This is a genomic window from Planctomicrobium aquicomposti (assembly GCF_051466325.1).
GTDB lineage: Bacteria > Planctomycetota > Planctomycetia > Planctomycetales > Planctomycetaceae > Planctomicrobium.
Window position 1 is genome coordinate 552,951 of sequence record NZ_CP195792.1, and the last position, 24,523, is coordinate 577,473.

At 59.5% G+C, this 24,523-nt stretch carries 13 protein-coding genes; 9 read left to right on the forward strand and 4 right to left on the reverse strand.

Annotated features, from left to right (window positions below; all coding sequences use genetic code 11):
* Positions 1–95: 95 nt before the first annotated feature.
* Together SH664x_RS02085 and SH664x_RS02090 are read left to right on the forward strand one after the other, a co-directional pair.
* Positions 96–992, forward strand: a complete 897-nt coding sequence (locus SH664x_RS02085; protein ID WP_437204621.1) for a DUF58 domain-containing protein — start codon at positions 96–98, stop codon at positions 990–992.
* 560 nt (positions 993–1,552) lie between these two features.
* Positions 1,553–2,779, forward strand: coding sequence for a PQQ-binding-like beta-propeller repeat protein (locus SH664x_RS02090; RefSeq protein ID WP_437204623.1), 1,227 nt, complete (start codon positions 1,553–1,555; stop codon positions 2,777–2,779).
* A gap of 93 nt (positions 2,780–2,872) precedes the next feature.
* On the opposite strand, the gene SH664x_RS02095 is transcribed toward SH664x_RS02090, so the two are convergent.
* The gene (locus tag SH664x_RS02095; RefSeq protein WP_437204625.1) at positions 2,873–8,302 is read right to left on the reverse strand and encodes a beta strand repeat-containing protein; all 5,430 of its coding nucleotides are present in this window, start codon (positions 8,300–8,302) and stop codon (positions 2,873–2,875) included.
* 425 nt (positions 8,303–8,727) lie between these two features.
* Here SH664x_RS02095 and SH664x_RS02100 point away from each other — a divergent pair, with 425 nt between their 5' ends.
* Positions 8,728–8,910, forward strand: coding sequence for a hypothetical protein (locus SH664x_RS02100; protein WP_437204627.1), 183 nt, complete (start codon positions 8,728–8,730; stop codon positions 8,908–8,910).
* Between the two features lie 160 nt (positions 8,911–9,070).
* Here SH664x_RS02100 and SH664x_RS02105 read toward each other — a convergent pair whose 3' ends face one another.
* Positions 9,071–11,764 (reverse strand): MGH1-like glycoside hydrolase domain-containing protein, encoded by a 2,694-nt coding sequence (locus tag SH664x_RS02105; RefSeq protein ID WP_437207172.1) that lies wholly within the window; start codon positions 11,762–11,764, stop codon positions 9,071–9,073.
* A gap of 605 nt (positions 11,765–12,369) precedes the next feature.
* Here SH664x_RS02105 and SH664x_RS02110 point away from each other — a divergent pair.
* A complete protein-coding gene (locus tag SH664x_RS02110) occupies positions 12,370–13,410 on the forward strand; it encodes a type I phosphomannose isomerase catalytic subunit (protein ID WP_437204629.1) in 1,041 nt (346 codons plus the stop codon).
* 129 nt (positions 13,411–13,539) lie between these two features.
* On the opposite strand, the gene glnA is transcribed toward SH664x_RS02110, so the two are convergent.
* Together glnA and recA are read right to left on the reverse strand one after the other, a co-directional pair.
* Entirely contained in the window at positions 13,540–14,940 is a 1,401-nt protein-coding gene (gene glnA / locus SH664x_RS02115) for a type I glutamate--ammonia ligase (RefSeq protein WP_437204631.1), read from the reverse strand.
* 107 nt (positions 14,941–15,047) lie between these two features.
* A complete protein-coding gene (gene recA, locus SH664x_RS02120) occupies positions 15,048–16,103 on the reverse strand; it encodes a recombinase RecA (RefSeq protein WP_437204633.1) in 1,056 nt (351 codons plus the stop codon).
* 498 nt (positions 16,104–16,601) lie between these two features.
* Here recA and ilvN point away from each other — a divergent pair, with 498 nt between their 5' ends.
* The 5 genes from ilvN (at position 16,602) to SH664x_RS02145 (ending at position 24,472) form a co-directional block, all read left to right on the forward strand.
* Complete coding sequence (ilvN, locus tag SH664x_RS02125; RefSeq protein ID WP_437204635.1) at positions 16,602–17,156, forward strand: acetolactate synthase small subunit; 555 nt, start codon at positions 16,602–16,604, stop codon at positions 17,154–17,156.
* Positions 17,157–17,238: 82 nt separating this feature from the next.
* Positions 17,239–18,243, forward strand: a complete 1,005-nt coding sequence (gene ilvC / locus SH664x_RS02130; RefSeq protein WP_437204637.1) for a ketol-acid reductoisomerase — start codon at positions 17,239–17,241, stop codon at positions 18,241–18,243.
* A gap of 746 nt (positions 18,244–18,989) precedes the next feature.
* A complete protein-coding gene (locus tag SH664x_RS02135) occupies positions 18,990–20,723 on the forward strand; it encodes a long-chain-fatty-acid--CoA ligase (RefSeq protein WP_437204639.1) in 1,734 nt (577 codons plus the stop codon).
* A 174-nt stretch (positions 20,724–20,897) separates the two neighbouring features.
* Positions 20,898–22,220: a thiolase family protein gene (locus SH664x_RS02140; protein WP_437204641.1), complete on the forward strand. Its 1,323-nt coding sequence runs from the start codon at positions 20,898–20,900 to the stop codon at positions 22,218–22,220.
* Positions 22,221–22,294: 74 nt separating this feature from the next.
* Positions 22,295–24,472, forward strand: a complete 2,178-nt coding sequence (locus SH664x_RS02145; protein WP_437204643.1) for a 3-hydroxyacyl-CoA dehydrogenase NAD-binding domain-containing protein — start codon at positions 22,295–22,297, stop codon at positions 24,470–24,472.
* The last annotated feature ends 51 nt before the right edge of the window (positions 24,473–24,523 follow it).

The window sequence follows — 24,523 nt, forward strand, 5'->3', positions numbered from 1 at the left end:
AAGGGAGGGCGGGTTTTCCCGGACTGTTCGAATGGGGATGATTGCACGATAATCGAAACCGCTTGTTCCCGTCACTGGACTCAATCAGACCGCTCATGCCCTCTGCCGAGAGTTACCTGAAACCGGAAGTCATCCGCAATGTGGCGCGGCTCGATCTGCGCGCCCGGTTCATTGTGGAGGGATTCCTCAGTGGTCTGCACGCTTCCCCGTTTCAGGGGTTCAGTGTCGAGTTCAGTGAGCATCGCCGCTATTCACAGGGGGACGATCCTCACGATATCGACTGGCTCGTTTATGCCAAGACGGATCGGTACTACGTCAAGAAGTATCAGGCCGAGACCAACATCACCGGTTATCTGCTGATGGATCTGTCGGAGAGCATGGCCTATACCTACCGTCAGGATCTGACCAAGTTCGAGTATTCGATCTGTCTGGCGGCTGCTCTGGCTTACATGATGGTGCACCAGCAGGACCCCGTCGGTCTGGTCACGTTTGATGAGCAGATCCGCAACAGTCTGCCCGCGCGCAGCCAGCGGACGCAGCTGGGACACATTCTCGCGCTGCTGGCCAAGGCGCAGCCGACCGGTCAGACGCAACTGGCGAAATGTCTGCGGCAGTTTGCCCCCATGATTCGTCATAAAGGGCTGCTCATGATCTTCTCGGATCTGCTGTGCGATCCCGAGCCGGTCATCGATTCTCTGCGAATGTTGCGCTACGCCGGTCACGACCTGATTCTGTTTCACGTTCTGGATGAAGCAGAAGTCAATTTTCCCTTCGACGGAATGTGCGAACTGCGGGATCCGGAATCGGGACAACTGATGACCGTCGACGCCGCCGGAATCCGCGCCGATTATCTCGATGCCATCAGCCAGTTGCGGGAGCGTTACAAGTCGGTCTGCCGCGCGAGCGGGATCGATTACGTCGAACTCGACACCAGCATGCGATTCGACAAAGCGCTGGTGCAGTACCTCTCGCAACGTCGCGCCCGCTTCTAGGATAGATTGCCCGTTCGAGTGCTCGCGGGGCCAGCGTTTCGAAGGGGGAAATGCTGATTTCCGCGCGGCGAAGAGGGATCTCTCAGAAGTCAAAATGCTCTTCGAGCAGGTTGGTTCTTCGACTCCCCCCAGCGGGGGGCCCGCCAGCGGGTCAGTCGCGAAGCGGATCAGGCATCCGTGGCTGCTGCTCACGAGAACGCTGCGACTCGGCAACTGAAGGAGGTCGATCGCAACGCCCCGCCGCTCCGGTGGATGCAGGGATCGACCCTGCGGTCGGTTTCACTGCCCGGAGAACCGAGGTCCGGTCGCGACGATTGCAGCGCCTGTGCGTGGTAGGCTCGAAGCGGACAAGCGGTTTATGCGATCTCGCTGTCAGAAGATTCACCGTCCCGTTCGGGGTGAGCGGGTCAGACCATTGTTACCGCCGAAGATCGACGATTTCATCTCAAGATTTTGCATTCAGGCGTGCGAGCGGTTCCTGGCGCGGTTAGCATCGAATCGGGCCCGGTCGCGGCGTCATCATTGCAGTTCGCATTTTCGTCAACTTCGGACTTCGAGCCATGTTGAAACTCAGGTTGGTCTGGCCCGCGCTCGCCCTTGTGTGTCTGGCCGTTTCTGCGGTCCAGGCCCAGCAGGGGATGCTTCCCAATGAAGCCGAGCTGAATCGACTCGGGTTGACCATGAGCTGGTGGGGACAATGTGTTCTCGACCCGCATCGCGACAAGCTGCAGTATCTGACGGTTGATGAACAGCTGGTTTACGGTCAGGCCAATTCCGGCATGATCACCGCCTTTCAGGGTGAGACCGGGCGGCAGCTCTGGGCGCAGATGCTGAGCAAGCCTGATCAGCAGTCCTTTCCGGTTTCGGCCAACGATGACCGAGCCCTGGTGTCGATCGGGATGAATGTCTTTTCGCTCGACAAGATCACAGGGGCTGTGCAGTGGGAACTGCGAGTTCCGGTGCACCCGTCCGCATCACCCGCGATTGACAATGACCGCGTGTACATCGGCGCGGTGGATGGCAGTGTGTATGTCTACGACCTGGCGAAGATTCGACGATTGTTTGTCGAAGGCAAATTGCCGCTCTGGACGGAGCGGGCCTTCGTCTGGAGGTTTAAGGCACCGAAGGAAATTGTGTCCACCCCGATTCCTCTGGGAAACGTGGTCTGCTTCGGAACCGAAACGGGTGCCGTCTATGGAATGACTGCTAAAGACAAAAAACTCCGCTACCAGTTCGAAACCGATGGCCAGATCCGGACCCCCATCGGATTCTCGAATCAGTCACTGTATGTTCCGGACCTCAATGCCCGGATGTATTGCCTCGACGCGTTGACCGGTCGGGTCCAGTGGATGTATTCCAGTGGAACTCCCATTCGTCAGCAGCCCCGGGTGATCGGCAAGCAGGTCTTTGTCATTCCTCACCGGGAAGGGATCACGTCGCTGTCGACGACCGTTGGGCAATCGCTGTGGCACAACCCTTCGATCACGCAATTTGTGGCGGCCAGCGACTCACGCATCTATGGCTCGGACATTGAAGGGAATCTGGTCATTCTGGATCGGGCGAGCGGGGCATTCATCGGCAGCCTGAATCTGCGACGCTACACCCTCCGGGTGAGTAATGATCGCACCGACCGCATTGTTCTGGGAACACCGACCGGAACAGTCATTGGTCTGCGGGAAATTGATTCCGATCTGCCAGTCTTCCATCTCTATCCGGAACGACGCCCCATTCTACCGCAGTTCACTCCTGAAGAGGGGGCTGCGGAGGGGGAAGCGGGATCGACGTAGCAATCGCCCTCTCTCATTGAAGGTCAGAAAATGAAAAAGGCCCCGGCAAGTTGCCAGGGCCTTTTTTGCTGAAGTGACGGAGAGCAATCTGTTCTAGTAGACCGGGAACGGCGGGACCGGCAGCAGTGTGCCATCGGGCATGGACTGCCATTGGAACGGATTGAAGTCCGAGTAGATCACGTTAAACAGGTTGTTGCCAATGTAGTTGCCGAAGGCATCTGGTGCAGACCCGTTCTCTTCGATCCGGAGGGTCGGCAGGCCAAAGCCGGGGAAGATTCCGATGCCCAGATCTCCCAGGTCGCGGGTTGCATCCCGCAGAACATCGGCGTCTGCGAAGGGAGGATTGGGCCGCTTGACGTTGGTTCCACCCCCCAGGGTCGGTCCGGTGTTTTCGTAGAAGACCTGGAAGTTCGTTCCCCCGACGTCGATCGATCCCCCGCGGTTGTTTTCAAACACAAGGTCGATACGAATCAGCGGGTCGGGGAGGACACTCACGTTGGGAGCTTCCGTCGCCACGAAGCCATCCATGTAGACGTCTGCACCATAGTTTCCAGACATCCGGTTTCCGGTGACCAGTGCTCTCACACCCCCAGCGATGTAGGGATTCGGAACAGAGGGAGTCGGGTAGACCACAGACTGGTCTTGAGTCGATGTTCCGACGCGGAGCACAAAGCCACCGATCGTCGTGTAGGGGTCTTCGCCATCCGAATCGGGCACCACGCCACCGTTGTTATCCACAATGTTGTTGGTGAAGACCAGGTCGGTGACAGGGGCTGCGAACTGAACGTTCTGGTTGTAGTTGATGAAAAAGGGAGCGAGGATGGCCGGTGGCGGATCGTTGCCTGCTTCGGTGACCGCCGGCCCATAGAAGTGTCCGTAGTTGAACATTTCGTGGTTGCTGTCGAAGTCTGCCAGCCAGGAGTCCGTCGTATATCCGGAGTTATAAATCCCTTGCTGCAATCCCTGACGGTTCAGGACTTGTTCATAGAACGGGGCATTGATCAGGTAAAAGCCTTCCCTGCTGTTGCCCGAAATGTAATTCTCGTTGAAGTTGTAGGTGGAGTAGGCTGATAACGCGGTCAGCAGGTTCGCTCCCCGACCGGCATTGTTGGTGATCCGGTTCTGGGCGGCGTTGAAGACCAGCGTGGATCCGGCCCCCGTCGTGATTTCGATCCCATCGCCGATCACACCGACCACGTTTCCACCCGCCTGGGAGACGGTATCCAGGCCGCTGTAGACGCCGTTGCCGTCGACGATGTTCTGGTTGAAGTTGAACACCGAGGAGGTGGAGAACGTCGTCGCATGGACGGCCAGACCGTTGTTACCGTTGAGCGAAATGTTGTTGTTCGTGATATCGATGAGTGTGGTGCGGGTTGTTCCCGTGACGGTCGAGAAGGCCTGGGTCTTATCCAGGTAGACATGGATCCCGTCGAGGGCGTTGCTGCTGATATCGTTGTTGTCGATCGTCAGCAGGACCGGTGAACCGCCGATCATATAGCCGCCGTTGTTGAACCCTTCGATGATCTCGGCAGGATTGTCCGGATCGATCATGTCCACCCGACCCAGGGCGATCCCGTGTCCGGCACGACTGTTGGCCGCGGTGCGGTCATCCGGATCGAGGTAGCCGTTGGCGGTAATAATGTTTTCGGACCAGTTTCCGAAGATCACCGCATTGCTGCCGACGGTGGAAGCGGACAGCAGACTGTCGCGAGTGGTGTAAGTCGAATCCCAGAACGAATGGCTGTTGGTGTAAGTCCGGGCTTCGATACCGCTCAGCCGGTTATTGCTGATGAGGTTATTGGTGATGTCAATTCCCTGCACCACGTCGTTGCCGGCCCGCATCTGGATCCCGCGGCCGCGACCGTCAAACGGATCCGCTGCGGTGCCATCGGACAGGAACCCGTTCCGGACAATCTGGTTGCCGCTGACTTCGAAGTTCAGCACGCTGGGGACGCCGTACAGAAGTCCACCGCCGCTGGCATCGATGGAGATCCCGTCACCCAGGTTGTTCTGGATGATGTTGCCGCCGATGCTCAGGTTGTCGATGGCCGCATTCTGCGTGCGATTGATCGTCACACCGTTGAGCTGGTTGTTGGCAATGATGTTGCCGGCATAGGGCAGGCCCGCATCGGTCCCGATAATCACACCGCCGAACAGTGGGTTGTCGATCGGGCTGCCGATCCCGGCCAGGTCCGCAATCGCTGTGTCGCCGCCCACCTGGATGTCAATGCCGGAACCGGCATTTCCTCGCGACACGTCGGTCAGGCTGCCGATCAGGTTCTCGGCAATAACGGCTTCCAGTCGCGAAGCGGTCGGAGTGACGTTGGTGGGATCGACGGGCGGAACGCCGACGTCGGTTTGTTCGCCCCGCATATGGATCGCGATTGCAGAACCATTGAATTCGGTTCCGGCGGAGTCATACGTCCGGATGAACTCGTTGCCGGTGATCAGCAGGCTGGCCTGCGCCCCTTCGCCGCCGATCGGGGTACCGGGAGTCGGAGGAACCACGTTGTTGGAGTTGTCAAAGACAAACCCGATGCCTGCTTCGGCGTTGGTGTCGAACAGGTTGTTCTGGATAGCCAGATCAATCGTTCCACCGCGGACTTCACCCCCGATACCGAAGGAGAGATTGGCGTTGTTCGTCGATCCCAGGAAGATGTTGTTGCGAACGACCCCGGTGATCGTCGCGTTGTCGACGTCGAAGACGATCCCCTCGGTACCGACCACGCTCCGGTCAAAGATCGTGTTTTCGATTGTCCCGAGATTCACAATCCCGCCGTTGCCGCTGACGCGAATGGTCGCTCCACGGTTCAGCTGGATGATGTTGTTATTGAACGAGGTGACACTGAAGGAACCGCCGTTCGAGGGGGCGTAGACGATGGCATCGCCCCCGGTGACGCCAGCTGGCAGCGGGTTGCCGTTGACCAATCCATTGTTGGTAATGGTGTTGCCGCTGATGGAGGAGAGGTTGACCACTCCGGCATCGGGAGCAATGGTGATGCCCGACTGGGCGTTGCGGCTGATCAGGTTGCCGTCGATGGCACCGTTCACCTCACCGCCGGCACCCGTGGTCAGGTAAACGCCGTTACCGCGAGCGGTGGTGGTGTTCCCCACGGTTTCGAGGCGGCCGTTGTCGCTGATGACGTTCCCGGAACCGATCGACCCGATGAAGGCGGTGACCGTGCTCCCGACGCCGTCGGCATTCACATAGAAGCCATTGTTGTCGTTGCCGATCATCGAGTTGTTGGCGAAGCCGAGATCGAGACGACCGTTTCCGTTGGCGTCCTCACCGGCGTCGAGGATGCCGTCGTTGTCCGCATCTTCGTTGTCGGTCAGGTTGACCGTCCCGCCGGTGAAGGAGAGCAGCTGCACGCCGTCACCGACATTGTTGTTGAACGAGTTGCTGAAGAACGCGTTCATTGTCAGATTGCCGTTGCTGCCGGCTGAGCCGACGAAGCCCGCGCCATCCGCATCCAGGTTGTTATTAAACTGGTTGCCGGTGAGGGCAGCTGTGACCAGCGAGCTGTTGTTGGCTTCCACCTTGACACCCGTGCCGTTCCCGGTGACGACATTGCTGAGAATCCCGGTCGGCGCGGTGGTGGAGGTGTAGTTGTTGGCGTTGATTTCAGCTCCGGCTCCGTTCGCCACGACATGCACGCCGTAGCCGCGGTCCAGCAGCAGGTCGCCGTCCTTGTCTTCGCCGCTGTTCAGCACGCCGTTTCCGTTGGTGTCTTCACCCCGGAAGCCGGTGATGGTGTTGTTGCTGATCAGCAGGTTCAGGAGGCCGTCGGTGTGTTCCAGGCTGATCCCGGCATTGGCTCCGAAGCCTGAACCGGTGATCGTGTTATTGCTGATGATGCCGTAGTTTTCGCTGGAGCTGCCGAAGATCGGCGAGGTATCGCTGGTGATGTGGATCCCGTGCACGACATTCCGCATGACGGTGTCGTGAATGTTGAAGCCGTCGATGTTGGCACCCGCGATGCCGCTGGCGGTGTTTCCGGCGTCGATCGTGAAGCCGCCGACTTCGTTCATGTTCGCCAGAGTGATGACGTCCATCCCGGCGGCAGCGCTGTTGGTCAGCAGCGGCAGAGCCCCGGAGGTTCCGGGCAGGGTGATCACCCCGACACTGGTGTTGATCGTCGGCCGTCCGCCGCTCGGCAGATCGCCGTCCCCGAACAGGGCCTGAGCATCGAGCAGTGAGATTGTCGTGTTCAGGTTGGTGTCAGACGCGTCGTTGCGACGGCGAACGTAAATCAGGTTGAAGTCGTCACGCACATCCGGCGCATTGGCCATGTAGGCGGCGACAGACGGGAACGGATTGGCGAACGATCCGTCCGGTGTGACACCGGGAGCCGGAATGTAGTTGGGGTCGATCACCGCGATGACAAAGTCGTCTCCGTTGGGAGCGGTCACCACGACATCCGACGTCGTGGACTGGCGGGCGACCGGCACACGGTAACGACGCAGCACGCTCTGGGTCAGGTAGGACGAGACCGGAGCACGGCGGAACCAGCGGGAAGGCATGCCGTCCGGCATGGTCAATTCGAAGTTCAGCGAGAAGTTGGACTTGAAGATGGAGTCATAGGTGTAGATCCCGTTCATCCAGAAGTCTTCGGTGATCTGTGCCTGGATGCGGCTGCTGAAACCGGCCGTGTCGTCGGCCCGGTCGGCACCGAGGTAGTAGGCCCCCAGACCAAGGTCAAAGCCGTAGCGTCCCAGCAGGGGGAGCGGCGTCGTGATTTCCGTATCGTAGGAGGCGTAGGCCTTTTCCTGGAAGTAGGTCCGCAGGACGGTGATCTGGTTGCCGACGAACTGGGTGGCTCCGTTGACGGCGCCGAAGTTCGTGGTGGTATCCCCGGTTGGAATCGAGAAGTTTCCACGCAGGCTGAAGTACTGTCCGATCGACTCGAAGCTGCCCCCGAGCTGATGGTATTCGGACATGTGTCCGGCATCGTAGTCCCACCAGAACGAAGCCCCGTAGACACGGTCTTCGTCCGGGACATAGAAACGACGTCCCAGACCCCAGCTGAATCCGCCACGGCCGTAGTCATCGATGTTCACGCGGGGATTGGTGAACCAGAGGGCTGAATCGCTCTCGATCGCCAACGGGACAAAGGCGTTCAGGCTGGTGTACCCCCCCTGAATCCCGTACTGGTCCATGTTGACCCGTCCGGCCCGCCACAAAATGCGGTCGAGCGGCGAGGTGTTGGCGAAGCCGACCCCGTCATCCATCGGGGCGGTCGCATTCGGGAACATCGGTGGGACAGACCCCAGATACTGTTCGGGGCTGGCCACATATTGCGACTGCTGCACGGTGGCAGGTGGAGCGGAGATGCTGCCGGAAGGGCTTCGGCCCATCCTGACCGTTGCGCCGTCATCGGCGACAATGACCGATCCTTCGGAATCGATCGATTCCGGGACGACTCCCGTATCCGGGAAGATCACCGCCTGTCCCCAGGCCGGCTCGGTCAGTCCGAGGCAAAGGGCCGCCATTTTCAGCCAACGCTTACGTGCGTATTTCATCGATTGCTCCAGCATCCTGCTGTCAATCACCCCAAGTGGTTCCCGTGACGATTCGTCGGGAAGGCCCTTCGAATGTCCCTCCGTACACCTTCTGCGCACAATTGGACTCTGCCGGTTGTGCCGATGATGACGGTTATCCTGATTGATCGGCGTGGCGTGGGATGGGAGTTAAAGCGATTTGGAGTCTGGGGAAGATTTGACGGTTATTTCGGTTTTTCTGGTTGCAGGGCTCTTTGTGCATCAAGCCTGTCTTGCCCGAATTGTCAGGCTGGAAGTCATTTTCCCTCCCGCTGTTCGTCTCAGTGCCAAAATCCTGCGAATCCCTGCCGAGTCGGCTCGCACCGCTTGCGGGAGGGGGGAAAGCGACCGTAAACTCAAGCCCAACTGGACCCACCACAGTCAAAACCACTGAGGAGTAACTGTCGATGAAGAGCTTTGCCGCCTGGATGACCGTTCTGAGCCTGACCGTTTGCACACTGGGTTGTGCGCCGAAGCCGGCTCCGGCTCCTGAAAAGCCCGCCGAAACCAAGACGGAAACGACCGAAACCAAGACCGAAACGCCTCCGGCAACCACCACTCCGGAAGCCGCTGGCAGCAAGGCCAAGTAATCGCGTCGCGGTCATACACAAAAAGCCCGGGCCAGTTTTCACTGGTTCGGGCTTTTTTTGTGGTCACCTCGGGCCAGTCTCAGACGCGGCCTACCGGCTGACACGTGGGCATTTCCTGCCGAACATCATGCTCACGCGCGGCGACCACATGGAGGGGAGGTCACTCTCGCCGGACCTCCGCGCGTGACCGGGCGATCTGAGCCAGAATGGGAGCGACCAGCGCTGTCCAGCCAGTCTGATGACTGGCGCCCAGTCCACGTCCGGAGTCGCCGTGGAAGTATTCGTAGAACAGCACAAGATTGTTCCAGTGAGGGTCATTCAGGAACCGCTCGTTCCGTGCATAGCTGGGCCGGTTCCCGACGCTGTCGACAAGAAACAGCCGCACCAGTCGGCGGCGGATTTCCTGAGCAACCTGTCCCAGATTGAGCAGATTGCCAGATCCGGTCGGGCACTCCACCTTCAAGGTGTCGCCGTAGAACTCGTGGTAGCGCTCCAAGGCTTCCACAATCAGATAGTTGAGCGGGAACCAGATCGGGCCCCGCCAGTTCGAGTTCCCCCCGAACATATTGGTTTCCGATTCCCCCGGCACATAACGGACGACCATCTCTTCCCCGTCGGCGTTGAATCGGAAGGGGTGGTCCTGGTGGTATTTGGACAGGGAACGAATCCCGTAGGGCGAAAGAAACTCCTGCTCATCCAGCAGGTAGGACAGCATCCGCTCCAGCCGCTGCCGGGTCGGGACCGCCAGCAGCCAGAGCCCTTTGGACTGCTCGTCCTCGCTCCGATCCATGAATGTCATGAACGATTCGAGATCCCGGCGATGCGTTCGCAGCCATTGCACCCGCTTGCGGAACTCGGGGAGCTGGTTAATGACCCGTTCATACAGGACATCGACCGTCAGTAGGGGAATCAGGCCGACAATCGAGCGGATGCGGACCGGCATGCTCCGCCCATCCACATAGATATGGTCGTAATAGAAACCGTCGGTTTCATCCCACAGCCCGGAGCCGTCGAGCGAGTTCATCGCTTCGGAAATTGAGATGTAATGCGCGAAGAATTTATACGCGGTGTCTGCGTAGGCGGGATTTCCGTCGGCCAGTTCCAGCGCGATGGAGAGCATGCTGGAGCAATAGTACGCCATCCAGGCGGTGCCGTCGGCCTGCTCCAGGTGACCACCGGTCGGCAGCGGCTTCGACCGGTCGAACACTCCAATGTTATCCAGCCCCAGAAACCCTCCGGTGAAAATGTGGCGGCCGCGAACGTCTTTGCGGTTCACCCACCAGGTAAAATTCAGCAGCAGTTTCTGAAAGACACGCGACAAAAAGACCCGATCCCGTTTTCCGGGCTCGCCGGTCTGCTGATAGGTTCGCCAGCAGGCCCAGGCATGCACCGGGGGATTGACGTCGCTGAAGTTCCATTCGTAGGCCGGAATCTGGCCGTTGGGGTGCATATACCACTCGCGCAGGAACATGATGAGCTGTTCCTTGGCGAACTCGATGTCGAGCTGGGCAAAGGGAATGACATGAAACGCCGAATCCCAGGCGGCGTACCAGGGGTATTCCCATTTGTCCGGCATGGAGATCACATCGCGATTGACGAGATGACCCCAGTCTGCGTTCCGCGGGGCGGGCGAGACTTTGTGATTGTAGGGGGGACGGGTCGTCTGCTTCAGCCAGTCGTCGATGGAGTAAAAATAGAACTGCTTGGTCCAGAACAGGCCGGCACTCGCCTGACGCATCACACGGCGTTCGTCGTTGGTCAGTCCGGATCCGCACTGCCGTTCGAAATACTCGTCCGTTTCCTGCAGACGTTTGGAAAAGATCTCCTGAAAGGATTCTCCGAAAGGATTCGTCAGCTGTTGGTCGGCGGGGGCCATTCGCAACTGCAGCTGCACCTCGGAGTGACCCGCCACCTGCAGCAGGTAATGTGCTGCGGCTTTTGTTCCCGACGGCTGGGGGTGGATGGCATGCTTGATGCCGTGCACCAGATAAAGGTGGAAGGCATCCTTGAATCCCCCCTTCTCGCCGCGAGGATGCGCTAGCCGGGCGGGATTGGTTTCGTTCTCGGTGAACAGCCAGTTCGGGGCGGGATCTTTGCCGTGGCGATTGGCCCAGATCCGGTAATTGCCGAGTGTGGCATGTTCGGCAAGCAAGCCGCCGTCTTCGACCTGCGTCAGTGAGGGCTTGGGGACATCGGCTTCGAGCGAATTCGGCTGAGACCAGGTATTGCGGAACCAGAAGGTCGGCAGCAGATGGAGCGTCGCGGCCTTGGGGCCCCGGTTGGCGATGGTGATCCGGATCAGCGTGTCTTCTGGGGCCGCCTTGCAGTATTCCACCGAGACATCGAAATATTTGTTGTCATCAAAGATTCCCGTGTCGGTCAGTTCGTACTCGGTTTGCAGCCGGGACCGTCGCAGGTTTTCCTCGACGAGCTTTTGATACGGAAATTCCGCCTGCGGATACTTATAGAGCCCACGCGCATAGGAATGTGTCGGCAGGGCATCGAGGTAGTAGTAGCACTCTTTGACGTCCTCGCCGTGGTTCCCTTCCGGACCACTCAGGCCGAACAGGCGCTCTTTCAGGATCGGGTCTTTGCCGTTCCAGAGGGAGATCGAAAAGCAGAGCCGGCACTGGCGGTCAGTCCAGCCGAGGATGCCATCCTCCCCCCACCGGTAGGCCCGCCACGTGGCCTGGTCATGCGTGAAGTGATGCCAGGGTTCACCGTCGTGAGAGTAGTCCTCGCGGACGGTGCCCCACTGCCGATCTCCCAGATAGGTTCCCCAACGCTTCCAGTTGGCTCCGTCGCCCCGCGTGGCTTCGGAGGCGAGTCGGAGATCTTCCGCGCCGGGCTGCATCGATTCAGACAAGCTTCCACCTCTTCAGAGCGGAGTTCAGGACTCCGGCAGGTCCAGACGAGCGCAGAGCAGGGTGCGGGCTGCCTCTCACTCTGCAGTTTCGTGAGTGGAGTCGGCGGGTGTTCCGTGGACACGTCTTCAGCACTGCGTGATGCAGGGGTGGAGGGGCGTGACGATGGAAACCATCAGCGATTCCGGCTGGAGTTTCTTCAATTCCGGGGACCGTCGCAAACCGCCATTTCAGAATTTGTGCCGCCCGGTGAAGAAATGGTCATGAAATCAAAGATTGCCGATCAGTACGGGTCAGGCTGGTGAGATTTCAATCAGCAAAAGTCCCGATTCTTCTGACAGTTTCCCGGCCGGGATTCCGATTGAGCATAATAATGCAGCATCTGACACGATCCGGGATCGGATTCACGTCTTCGCATGGGACCAGGGGGGAACAGCGGTGCTCTCCAGGTTCAATTGGATTCGGCGGCTGAATCGAAACGACAGGGCGGCTGTTGACCGATCCGTTGTGGTCGGTGTGTGAGTGTCGCAGGGCGTAGATATGGAACCGGACGACGGAAGTTCGTAGGCTCTGAGGCGCAAGGTCGCTCGGCCCGGTGAATCAGATCGCTAACTACCCGATTGAGTTCGAGGAAGGTCTGGAGACGTTGTCTGTCATGGAACTGCTCAAATTCTCACCGATTCTGAAGCGGGCCATCTGGGGAGGCCAGCAGTTGGAACAGGTCCTCAATAAAGCAGGCTCGGGGCAGACCGACATCGCTGAAAGCTGGGAACTTTCGGACGTCCCGGACAATGCGAGTCTGGTCAGTCACGGGAGCCTGGCGGGGATTTCTCTTCGCGATCTGATGATCCGCCAGCCACAGGCCCTGCTCGGGCGCCATGCTTCAGTGACCCGTTTTCCGCTGCTGGTCAAGTTTCTTGACGCCAATCGGCAATTGTCGGTGCAGGTGCACCCGGCCGACTCTCTCGACGGGAAAACCGGCGAAATTGTCTCCGGGAAAGCGGAAGCCTGGATTGTGCTGGCCTCGTCGCCGGACAGTTGCATGTATCTCGGGTTGCAGCCGGGCATCACGGCCGCGAAGCTGCGCACCGCCATTGAAGAGAATTGCTTCGAGCAGTGCCTGCACCGATATCATCCGCAGGTGGGAGATTGCATCTATCTGGCCCCCGGGACGGTTCACGCCCTGGGAGGGGGCTTGCTGATCGCAGAAATCCAGCAGACCTGCGACACCACGTACCGGTTACACGACTGGGGGCGACTCGATGCGCAAGGACGACCGCGTGAACTGCACCTCGAAGCCGGGTTAGCGGTGACAGACTATTCGGCCGGTCCAGTGCTTCCCGTTACTCCACGACCTCTTCCGGGAGGGGGTGAAGAGCTGGTGGTCTGTCCCTACTTCGTCATCCACCGTCATACCGGTCCGGCGGTCTTCGAACTGCCGCACGATGAGCGAATGCATATTCTGGTCGTTCTTGCCGGTCAGGTCCGCGCAGGCGGCATCGAGCTCGTGAAGGGTGAGACGCTGTTGCTGCCAGCGGCGCGCGAGAGCACCCGTGTGGAATGCAGTGAGGATGCCATACTGCTTGACTCGTTTCTGCCGGATGCGTTCGGGGCAGGCGACACCGGTCGATGCTGAAGCGGGATCTCTCTTCTTGGCTGCGCAGCGCAATCGGCCAAGAATTCAACTCGCGACACAGCGTGGCGCAGCCGGCCAGATCAACCGTTGGAACGCAACGGGAGGCTTGATCCCTCCCGGAATCTCCGACTACATGTCGTAGTACATCGCGAATTCCCAAGGGTGCGGGCGTTCGCGCAGAGCGTTGACTTCGTGAGTCTCCTTGTACCAGATCCACGTGTCGATCACGTCTTCCGTGAAGACGTCGCCGCGGAGCAGGAACTCGTGATCATCGCGCAGCGCCTGCAGGGCCTCGGCCAATGACGAGGGGACTTTGCGGTGCTCGGCCATCTCTTCCGGTGAGAGGTCGTAGATATCCTTGTCGAGCGGCGCTCCGGGATCGAGACGGTTCTGAATCCCGTCGAGTGCCGCCATCAGCACGGCGGACATGGCGAGATAAGGGTTGCAGGTCGGATCGGGGCAGCGGTACTCGAACCGCTTGGTGTCGACCGAAGAGGTGTGCACCGGAATCCGAATGGCAGCCGAGCGGTTGCGGAAACTGTAGGTCACATTCACTGGTGCATCGAAGCCTGGAACGGTCCGCTTGTAGCTGTTGGTCGTCGGGCAGCAGAAAGCGAACAACGCCGGGGTGTGCTTCAGGATCCCCGCCATCGCCGAGAGGGCGAGCTCGCTCAGTCCCCCGTAGCCGGAGCCGGCGAAGAGGGTGTGATCGTTCTTCCACAGCGAAAAATGCATATGCAGCCCGGAACCGTTGTCGTTCCAGAGCGGCTTGGCCATGAACGTTGTGGTCTTGCCATGACGCGCCGCCACATTGCGCGCCAGGTACTTGAACCGGAGCAGGTTGTCGGCCGCCATCAACAGCGGGCCGAACTTCAGGTCGACTTCGCACTGGCCGCCGGTGGCCACTTCGTGATGCTGCCCCCCCACTTCCACGCCGCAGGCCTGACAGGCGAGCATGATTTCGGTGCGGAGATCCTGAAGCGTGTCCGCGGGTGGCATCGGGAAATAGCCTTCCCGTCGGCGGATGCTGTGGCCCCGTCCCTCGCGACCACGGTTCCATTCTCCTTCGACGCTATCGATATGGTAATAGCCCTCGTGTTCGTTCTGGTCGTAGCGCACACTGTCGAAGACGAAGAACTCCGGCTCCACGCCGAAGTTGGCGGTGTCGGCGATGCCGGTGGACCGCATATAAGCTTCTGCCTTGCGGGCCACGTTGCGGGGATCGCGGGCGTAATCTTTGCGCGTGATCGGGTCCTGAATGTTGCAGGTCATCGCCAGAGTGGCCCGCATGAACGGATCAACCATGGCGGTTTCGGGCTGGGGGATCACGAGCATGTCGCTCTCGTTGATCGCCTGCCAGCCGCGAATGCTGGAGCCGTCGAAGGTGAGACCATCTTCGAAGCTCTGCTCTGTGAGTGTGTTGACCGGGATGGTGAAATGCTTTTGCGTCCCCGGAAAATCCATAAATCGCAGATCGACGGCCTGAATCTCCTTCTGCCGGCAGAGTGCCAGAACTTCCCGGGGGGTCATGCTAGGTTCCAAGTCAGAACGCGAAGGGGGACAGAACCGGGAACAACCCCTGCGAGGGACTCACCCGCAGCAGCCGCAAATGTCTCCCGGTGCGAGCCATTCCATTCTTACGCATCATCTCCGCCGCCGCCAGCGGATTTGATCAAGTCCTTGGCTTCGAGGAGTTTCTGCTTTAATTCCTCCAGCAATTCCGGATTCTCCTCCAGCAGCTGACGGGCTTTCTCTCGACCCTGGCCGAGCTTCTGGTCGCCATAAGTAAACCACGATCCGCTCTTCTGTACGATCCGGGCGGTCGTCGCCAGATCGAGAATGTCCCCTTCCAGGCTGATGCCGCGACTCCCCAGCATGTCAAATTCGGCCACGCGGAACGGGGGGGCGACCTTGTTTTTGACGATCTTCACCCGCATGCGGATGCCGATCGGCTCATCCCCTTCTTTCAGGGTGGCAATCCGGCGGACGTCGACCCGGCAGGAACTGTAGAACTTGAGTGCCCGGCCCCCGGGAGTCGTTTCCGGACTGCCGAACATCACGCCGATCTTCTCGCGGATCTGGTTGATGAAGATGACGGTCGTCTTGGCTTTGGCGATGACGCCGGTCAGTTTTCGCATCGCCTGGCTCATCATGCGGGCCTGCAGACCGACGTGCTTTTCCCCAATCTCCCCATCGAGTTCCGCCTTGGGAACCAGTGCGGCCACGGAGTCGACCACAATGACATCCACGGCATTCGATTTGATCAGCATTTCAGCGATCTGCAGCCCTTCTTCCCCATAGCTGGGCTGACTGACGAGCAGTTCTTCGAGATTGACCCCCAGTCGCTTGGCCCAGGCGGGGTCGAGCGCATGTTCCGCATCGATAAAGGCAGCGATTCCACCCGCCTTCTGGGCATTGGCGACGGCGTGGAGTGCCAATGTCGTCTTGCCGCTCGATTCCGGACCGAACAGCTCGATGATTCGCCCTCGGGGAAAGCCTGATCCGCCGAGTGCGAGATCCGCAGAGAGAGCTCCGGTCGAAATCCCGTCGACGGCAGCGGCCCCCGTGTCGGAGAGCTTCATAATCGAGCCCTCTCCGAACGCCTTGTGAATCTGCCCTAAAGCGTTTTGCAGGACGCCGTTGGATTCTTTTGATGCTGCTTCCGGTTTCCGCGGTGCCTTTGATTTCGCCATGTGTCACTCCTGACGCGTCACTCCTGACGCAATGTTGCCTGAAGCAATGTGGACAGTGTCGCAAGTGCAAACTCGCGGAGGTCATTTCTGATGAACAAGCGGGTCATCCGCGGCCGACCGGTTCTGAACGGAAAGAAAGAGTGGCTGCGGTTGAGTCATTATCCGATTGGATTTCCGATAGTGAACATCGGAACACAATCTTAGCGTCCCCCCTGTTTCTTGCAACACCATCTCCAGCTTGTTTTATTGCTACGACAGGCATTTCGGGGAAGAGTGTGAAGCAAACCCCGGGATGTGACGGTTGAGAGCGGTACCCGGCTCCGGTAGACTCGCACGCGCCAAATGTTCGCTCATGGCTGCGCTTTCCGCCAAGGACGCTGCTGAAAGTTCCGAACGCTTGCGGACCTGCCTGTGTCGTCGCACAGGCCAGCCGATTGACTGCAATCGGCGGATGGCTGTACCGCGGGAAACTCGAACATTTGCTGAGGGGATCTTTTCATGCGTCATATTCTGTCTGCACTGGTCATGAACCAGCCGGGTGTGCTGGCCCATATTTCCGGGATGCTGGCCTCGCGGGCGTTCAACATCGACAGCCTGGCCGTCGGGCAGACGGAGAACGTGGAGTTCTCCCGGATGACCTTTGTCGTCAATGGCAGCGATCGGGATCTGGATCAGGTGCGTAAGCAGCTGGAAAAGATTGTGACCGTGGTCAAGGTCATGGATTACAACGATGAAGAGCATGTGGAACGGGATCTGATGCTCATCAAGGTGCAGACGGAATCGACCCTGCATCGCAGCCAGATCAAAGAACTGGTGGACGTGTTCCGGGGCCGGATTGTCGATGTCAGCGCCGAGCACGTCATGATCGAAATTTCCGGCCAGGAGCGGAAGATCGAAGCCTTTATCGACGCCGTACGCCCCTTTGGCATTCTGGAAATGGCCCGCACCGGCCGGATTGCACTCTCCCGGAAGGCCACCATGTCCGCTGCGGTGGAAGTGGGCGATCCGACGCACTGCGCGGATTCCGGTCTGGTCAATCAGTCTCAGGCGTGAATTTCTCCCGGCACGCGGCGATGGTAGGTTGTCGCGCCGCTGATCCTTACAAGATTGAATCTTTACTAGCGAAAGCCCTCTGATGCCCGTCACGATTTATTACGACGATGATGCCGATCTGTCCCTGCTGAAGAACAAGACCATTGCCATTCTCGGCTATGGAAGCCAGGGGCATGCCCAGGCTCAGAACCTGCGTGACAGCGGCTGCAATGTGATCATCGGTCAGCGCAAGGGAAGCCCGAACTACGATCTGGCCGTCTCGCACGGTTTCGATCCGCTGCCCGCCGACGAAGCAGCCAAGGCTGGTGATCTGATCAACATCCTGCTGCCGGACGAAGTCCAGGCCGATGTCTACCGTGAAAGCGTTCTGCCGAATCTGAAGCCGGGCAACCTGCTGCTCTGCTCACACGGGTTCAACATTCACTTCGGTCAGATTACCCCGCCGAAGGGGGTCGATGCCGGTCTGGTTGCTCCGAAAGGCCCCGGCCATCTGGTTCGCAGCGAATACGTCAAGGGGGGCGGGGTGCCCGGCCTGATCGCCATGTACCCGGGTTCAAGCGATTCTTCGAAGCAACTCGCCCTGGCCTATGCCAAGGGGATTGGCTGCACGCGCGGCGGTGTGATCGAAACCACGTTCGCCGAAGAAACCGAAACCGACCTGTTCGGTGAACAGGCTGTGCTCTGCGGCGGTGTCAGCGCGCTGGTGAAGGCCGGATTTGAAACTCTCGTGGAAGCCGGCTATCAGCCCGAGATGGCTTACTTCGAGTGTATGCACGAACTGAAGCTGATCGTCGACCTGTTCTATCAGGGTGGTCTGAACTACATGCGTTACAGCGTGTCGAACACCGCTGAATACGGCGATTACTCGACCGGCCCGCGCATCATTACCGAAGAGACCAAGAAGGAAATGAAGAAGGTCCTGACCGAAATCCAGAACGGCGTCTTCGCCCGCAACTGGATTCTGGAAAACAAGGCGGGACAGGCGACCTTCAAGGCGACCCGTCGTCGTGAACGCGAGCACCTCCTGGAGAAGGTCGGTCGCGAACTCCGCAGCATGATGAGCTGGATCGACGCCAAGGAAGCGTGATTCCCGGTTCTCCGCTCCTTGCGGTCACTTTAAGTGAGATTTCAGACAGCCTCTTCTTTCGGGAAGGGGCTGTTTTTTTATTGCCGGGACGGTCGGATTGATGACAGGGTGTCGCGGGACCGATCCGTTCCGGCAGCCTCCCTCGCCTCCTGTGGACGATCCATTGAGGCATTGAAGTTCCCCGCATCCCCCGCTGCAAGTGGCTCTTCGGTCTGACAGGCAAGCGGACGGCCAGTGCCCAAATTGGTGTGCAGGCGATCAACGGTCAGGACGTCGGGTCTCGTGCGAGCCCTCGGCCGTACCATGCATTTCCGGAAAACCGGCTATTTCCCCCGCTCCTCAGCCCCCCGGAACCGTAAATCCTCTGTTGTCGTTGTTTCCGGCCTGTTGATTCTCGCTCCCGTTTGTTGGTCCCGCCTTTGAGATTTCGGGAAGCGGCATGTCTCTTGCATTCAAGTCCCCCCTGCATCCGGAACGACTGATTGAACTGGAGCACATTTCAAGAACCGGATTCGATTCGAAATTGACCGCTGTCGACCCGCCGCGAAGAATTGCGGCACGATGACACAAAGCGGCAGACAAGCGGATGAATCACATTGAAACTGTTCAGGATCTGAGACTTCGCTAACGGGGATTCGCACGGTTGGTTTTTTTGACTGACGGATATTGATCAACGCAGAAGATGCAGAGAAATGCGGGCGAATCCCCGCTGGCCTACCTCGTCTCAGACCATCGGGGAGGCACGAATGTCACAACTCAATATTGCTGTCTCTGAGCTGGAAGATCGTCCGGCACGGCCGTGGGTGAAGCACTATCCCAGCAATGTGCCGGCCCAGCTCAAATATCCTGAACAGCCGATCTGGTGGCTGCTCGAACGGGCAGCGGTCACGTGGCCGAAGCGGGCCGCCTGTATCTACTACGAACAGGTTCTGACCTACGAAGAAGCGTTTGTCGGGGCGCGTCGCATCGCTGCCTGGCTGCTCGCACAGGGGCTGCAGCCCGGTGAGCGGGTCGGCATTCTGCTTCCGAATACACCCGAATATTTGATGGCGTTAAACGGCATCTGGTTGGCCGGTGGAACAGCGGTGGCGCTCAGCCCGCTGTTCGTTCCGGAAGAGGCGGCCGCCTTTGTCCGCACAACACAATGCCGGATCGTGATCACGCTGGATGTCCTTTCGCCACTGGTCTGCCACGGTGAGCACGCGCCCGAAGTCGTCCTCTATTCATCGCTCGGAGACCGATTGAGTCGGCTGGAAGCGATGGGCTACGCGTGGGTGCGCCTGATGCGTCTCGGCTTCAAGGGGGTGGCCCCCAGCGGTCATGCCTACCGGCTGAACGACGTCATCGCTCAGGGGACCGGTCGCCGCAACGATCTGGCGTTTGAACCTGTCACTGTCGATCCCCACGACCGGGCTTATATTCTTCCGACAGGAGGAACCACCTCTGAGCCCAAAGCGGTTTCGCTCAGTCATGCGAATCTGCTGGCCAACGCGTGGCAGCTGGCACACTGGTCGGGAAATCGGCCGGGTGAAGAGACACTGCTGGCGGTGCTGCCGTTCTTTCACAGTTACGGCCTGTCTACCTGTCTGACGAATGGCACCGCGCTGGGGGCCACTCTGATCCTGCATCATCGTTTCCGGCCGGCGTCGGTTGTCCGTCTGATCCAGCGGCATCGGCCGACGGTCTTCCCGGCCGTGCCGGCGATGCTGGCTGCGTTGAATCCGTTGCTTGAGAAGAATCCGATTCCGGAAATGCGTTCGATCAAGGCGGTCATCTCGGGCGGAGCACCACTCCCCCGGTCGATCGCCGACAGGTTTGCCAACCTCACCGGAGCGGCGGTGGTGGAAGGCTATGGGTTGTCGGAAGCGAGCCCGGTGACCCACTCAGGTCCGCTCGACGGCACCGCGATTCCCGGCACCATCGGACTGCCGATGCCCGATACCGACGCCAAAATCGTCGACGTCGCCACCGGAACCGAGGAACTTCCCTATGGCGAAGTGGGTGAACTCGTCGTTCGCGGTCCGCAGGTAATGCAGGGTTACTGGAACAATCCGGAGCGAACTGCGCAGGTGATTCGCGATGGCTGGCTGTACACAGGTGATCTGGGGACGTGCGATGAACGGGGATACTTCCGCATTGTCGACCGGAAGAAGGACCTGATCATTACCTCGGGTTACAACGTGTATCCGGCCGACGTGGAAGAAGTGCTGCGAGGTTATCCCGGAATTCAAGACGTGGCGGTGGTTGGCGTTCCTGATGAAGCGAAAGGAGAAATCGTGAAGGCGATTGTCCGGATGAAATCGGGGCAGTCACTGAACCGACACGATCTGGAGGCCTTCTGCAAACAGCATCTGGCAGCCCAGAAGCGCCCCCGGATCATTGAGGAACGGACCGAAGACCTGCCGCGCAATTTTCTGGGCAAGGTGTTGCGTCGGGAGCTTCGGGGAGAGGAGAAGCCGCAGGTAAAGAACGGGAGCTGATTGCCCCCCCAGGTCTCCCGCAGTCTCTCTCCGATGAGAGGAGCCGGGAGCGTTGGGGACAGCCACGCTCCTTGAACGGAAAGACTCTCGCACCACTGCGAGGGTGGCGGCTTTTGTGATGGAGCTCACACCGAATCGTCAGTCGACGAGAGTCCTCGCTGGGAGAAACAACCGATGACAGTCACAACTAATGCGATGACAGAGTCCCGGAGACGACCTCTTTCGCCGATCATGGTGCTGGGAGGGGCGCGCACTCCGTTCATTAAGTCGTTCACATCCTTCGACAAATTGCAGGCGGACAAGCTGGGCGAACTGGCGTTGCGCGGGGCGCTCGCCAAAGTGAACCTGCCCGCCGGGGCTATTGAAGAAGTTGTCTTCGGGAACGTGGCGACCCCGGTGCACGCCGCCAATATCGCGCGGGTCATCGCGCTGGGAGCCGGTGTGCCGCAGAAGAGCCCCGCTCACACTGTGTGCCGGAACTGCGCTTCGGGAATGGAGTCGATCGTCAGTGCCTGGCAGGCAATGTCGGAAGGTCGCGCGAGTGTTGTCGCCGCCGGCGGTGTCGAGTCGATGTCGAATATCCCGTTCCAGTTCAATAAGGACTACCAGAACTGGATGATCGAGCTGAAAAAGAAAAAGACGGTTTGGGAACAGGTGGGACATCTCTCCAGCTTTCGACCGAACCTGTTGAAGCCGGTGGTGGCTTTGCAGGTGGGGCTCACCGATCCGACCTGCGGATTGAATATGGGAGAAACCGCCGAGATTCTGGCGGGGGAATTTCATGTCTCCCGCAATGCACAGGACGAGTTGGCGCTGGCGAGCCATCAGCGGACAGCCCTCGCCTGGGATCAGGGGTTTCTGGCGGGAGAAGTCGTCGATGTTGTTGCGGACGGCAAAACGTTCGTGAAGGATAATGGTTATCGTCCGCAACAGACCCTCGAAGCGCTCGCCAAGCTCAAACCGGTTTTCCGTAAAGACGGCAGCGTGACCGCCGGAAACAGCTCGCAGCTGACCGACGGGGCTTCCGCGCTGATCCTCGCTACGGAGGAAGCGGCCCAGCGGCTCGGCACCCGAGTCCTGGGGAAGATTCATTACTACACCGTCGTCGGGCTGGATCCGAAGCGGATGGGGCTGGGGCCCACATTTGCCATTGATCGGCTGCTGAAAGAGACCGGCAAACAGCTGACGGATTTCGATCTGTTCGAGATCAACGAGGCCTTTGCCGCACAGGTGCTTGCCTGTCTGGAAGCCTTGGACTCTGCAAACTTCTGCAAGTCGCTGCTCGGACGTGAAGAACCGTGGGGCCGCATTCCCCTGGACAAGCTGAATGTTCACGGTGGAGCGATTGCCCTGGGGCATCCTCTCGGTGCGTCGGGGAATCGTCTCGTGTTGACGCTGCTTCGTGCTCTGGAAGCGAAGGGACTGCGGCACGGACTGGCGGCGATGTGTATCGGTGGCGGACAGGGGATGGCGATGTGGGTCGAGAGAGTGAGCTGAGAGCGGATTGTGGAAGTCGTCCCGGCGGAAATTTCGGGCGGCCTTATTGACGAAAGTGGAGGCGCGGTTCAGCCATGAACGCAGAGACCAATTTTACAGTCACGACCGATCCACGCGGCGTGATGACTGCGGTGCTCGATGTTCCCCAGCGGCCTGTCAACGTCTTTGAAGACTCGGTGTTGCGGGAACTGGCAGACATTGTCGCGCGCGTCGAAGCGGCGGGCAAAGCCGGAGGAGTGGAACCTCCCGTGCGGATGCTCGTGATCCGGAGCGCGAAGCCCACCGGCTTTCTGGCGGGAGCCGATATTCATCGACTGCAGCACATCGACAGTAAAGGGGAAGCGGAATGGGTGCTGGAGCAGGGGCAGCAGTTGTTCTCCCGCATTGAACAGCTGGCAGTGCCGACGCTGGCGATCATCCACGGCGCTTGCATGGGCGGCGGACTGGAACTGGCGCTGGCCTGCCGGTATCGACTGGCGGTGAATGATAACGCCACGAAACTCGGCCTGCCGGAAGTCAAACTCGGACTGCTTCCGGGTTGGGGAGGGACGCAGCGGCTGCCGAAAAGGATCGGGCTGATGCAGGCCTTGCCCATGATCCTCGAAGGCAAAACCGTTTCCGCAGCCAAGGCCAAGAAAATCGGTCTGGTGGATGGACTGATTTCATCGATCACGGCCGAGTCTGAAATTGACGAGTTTATCAATCGCCATCTCGATGGAAGCGAAGTCCTTGCTCCGCCCGTCGGCTGGAAGGAGTGGCTGGTCAACGAGACTGGACTAGGACGCAAGTTTGCTCTCAAACAGGCCCGGTCGCAGACGGCGAAAGCGGCGCGGCAGTATCCCGCACTCTCCAAGATCATCGATTGTATTGAAGCGGGACTCTCCTCGACCAAGGTCTCGGATCTGGGCTTGCAGGCAGAACGGCAGGGATTTACAGAACTGCTGTTCGGCCCGGTGTCCCAGAATCTGATCGGACTGTTTCTGATGCAGGAGAAAGCCAAGAAAGGATCGACCTGGACAACCGGTGTGGAGGGGTCGCCGGTCAATTCCGTGGCGGTCATCGGCGCAGGCACAATGGGGGCTGGCATCGCGCAGCTTGCCGCCTCCCGTGGCTGCCGCGTGATCATGCAGGATGTGAAGCAGGAATTCGTCGACCGGGGAATGGCGACAGTGCGGAGTCTGTTCGCCAATGCGGTGAAGAAACAGGCTCTCTCACAACAGGAAATGGATGAGGCCATCGCCCGCATGGTGCCCCGGGTCGACTGGGGCGAGAGTGCGGGTGTCGATCTGATGATCGAAGCGGTGGTGGAGAAGCCGGAAATCAAACAGGCTGTGTTTCGGGCCGCCGACGGAGTCTTGCCCGCGGGGGCCGTGTTGGCCTCGAACACGTCGGCGCTGCCGGTTGACATCATGGCCGAGGCGACGCATCGTCCGGACAAAGTGGCCGGCCTGCACTTCTTTAATCCGGTGCACAAAATGCCGCTGGTGGAAGTGGTTCGTGCTCCCGGGACGAGTGACCAGACGATTGCCACGCTGGTCGGTGCGGTTAAAAAATTCGGCAAGGTGCCGGTCGTTGTGAAGCAGTCTCCCGGCTTTCTCGTGAACCGGATTCTCTTCCCTTATCTCGATGAAGCAGCGCGACTGGTGACGGAAGGTTATTCGCCGCGCGACATCGACCGTGAGGCGAAAAAATTCGGCATGCCGATGGGGCCGCTGGAGTTGCTTGACGTTGTCGGAATCGATGTGGCTTTGGACGTATCGCGCACACTTTCTCCGCTCGCGCAGCAGTCGACTCCCGCGCCCGACCTCTTTCAGCGGATGTGTGACGCGAATGAGAAAGGGCAGAAGACAGGTCGGGGCTTCTATCAATGGAACAATGGCAAACGGGGGGAGCCGACCGAACTGGCCGGAGTCACAATCACATCGCCACCGACACCGCTCCCCGACTGGAATGTGGGGGGGGAAACATTCGGCACACTGCAGCAACGGCTTGTCCTTTCCATGCTGAATGAAGCGAAGAAATGTCTGGCGGAAAAGGTTGTGGAAGAACCCTGGATGGTCGATCTGGGAATGGTTCTCGGGACCGGCTTTGCTCCGTTCCGGGGAGGGCCGATGAAGTGCATTTCGACCTGGGGTGTCGAGACGGTCAATCTGCGTCTCAAGCTGCTGGCTGCCCGTCTCGGACCCCGGTTTGAACCGGCCGAATTGCCGGAAGAGCACGCGTTACTCGCGGAAAAGCATGGCATCAGCTGAAGAATTCCGCGGTCGGACCGGCATCGACTGCCTACGATAGGAGCAGCAGAA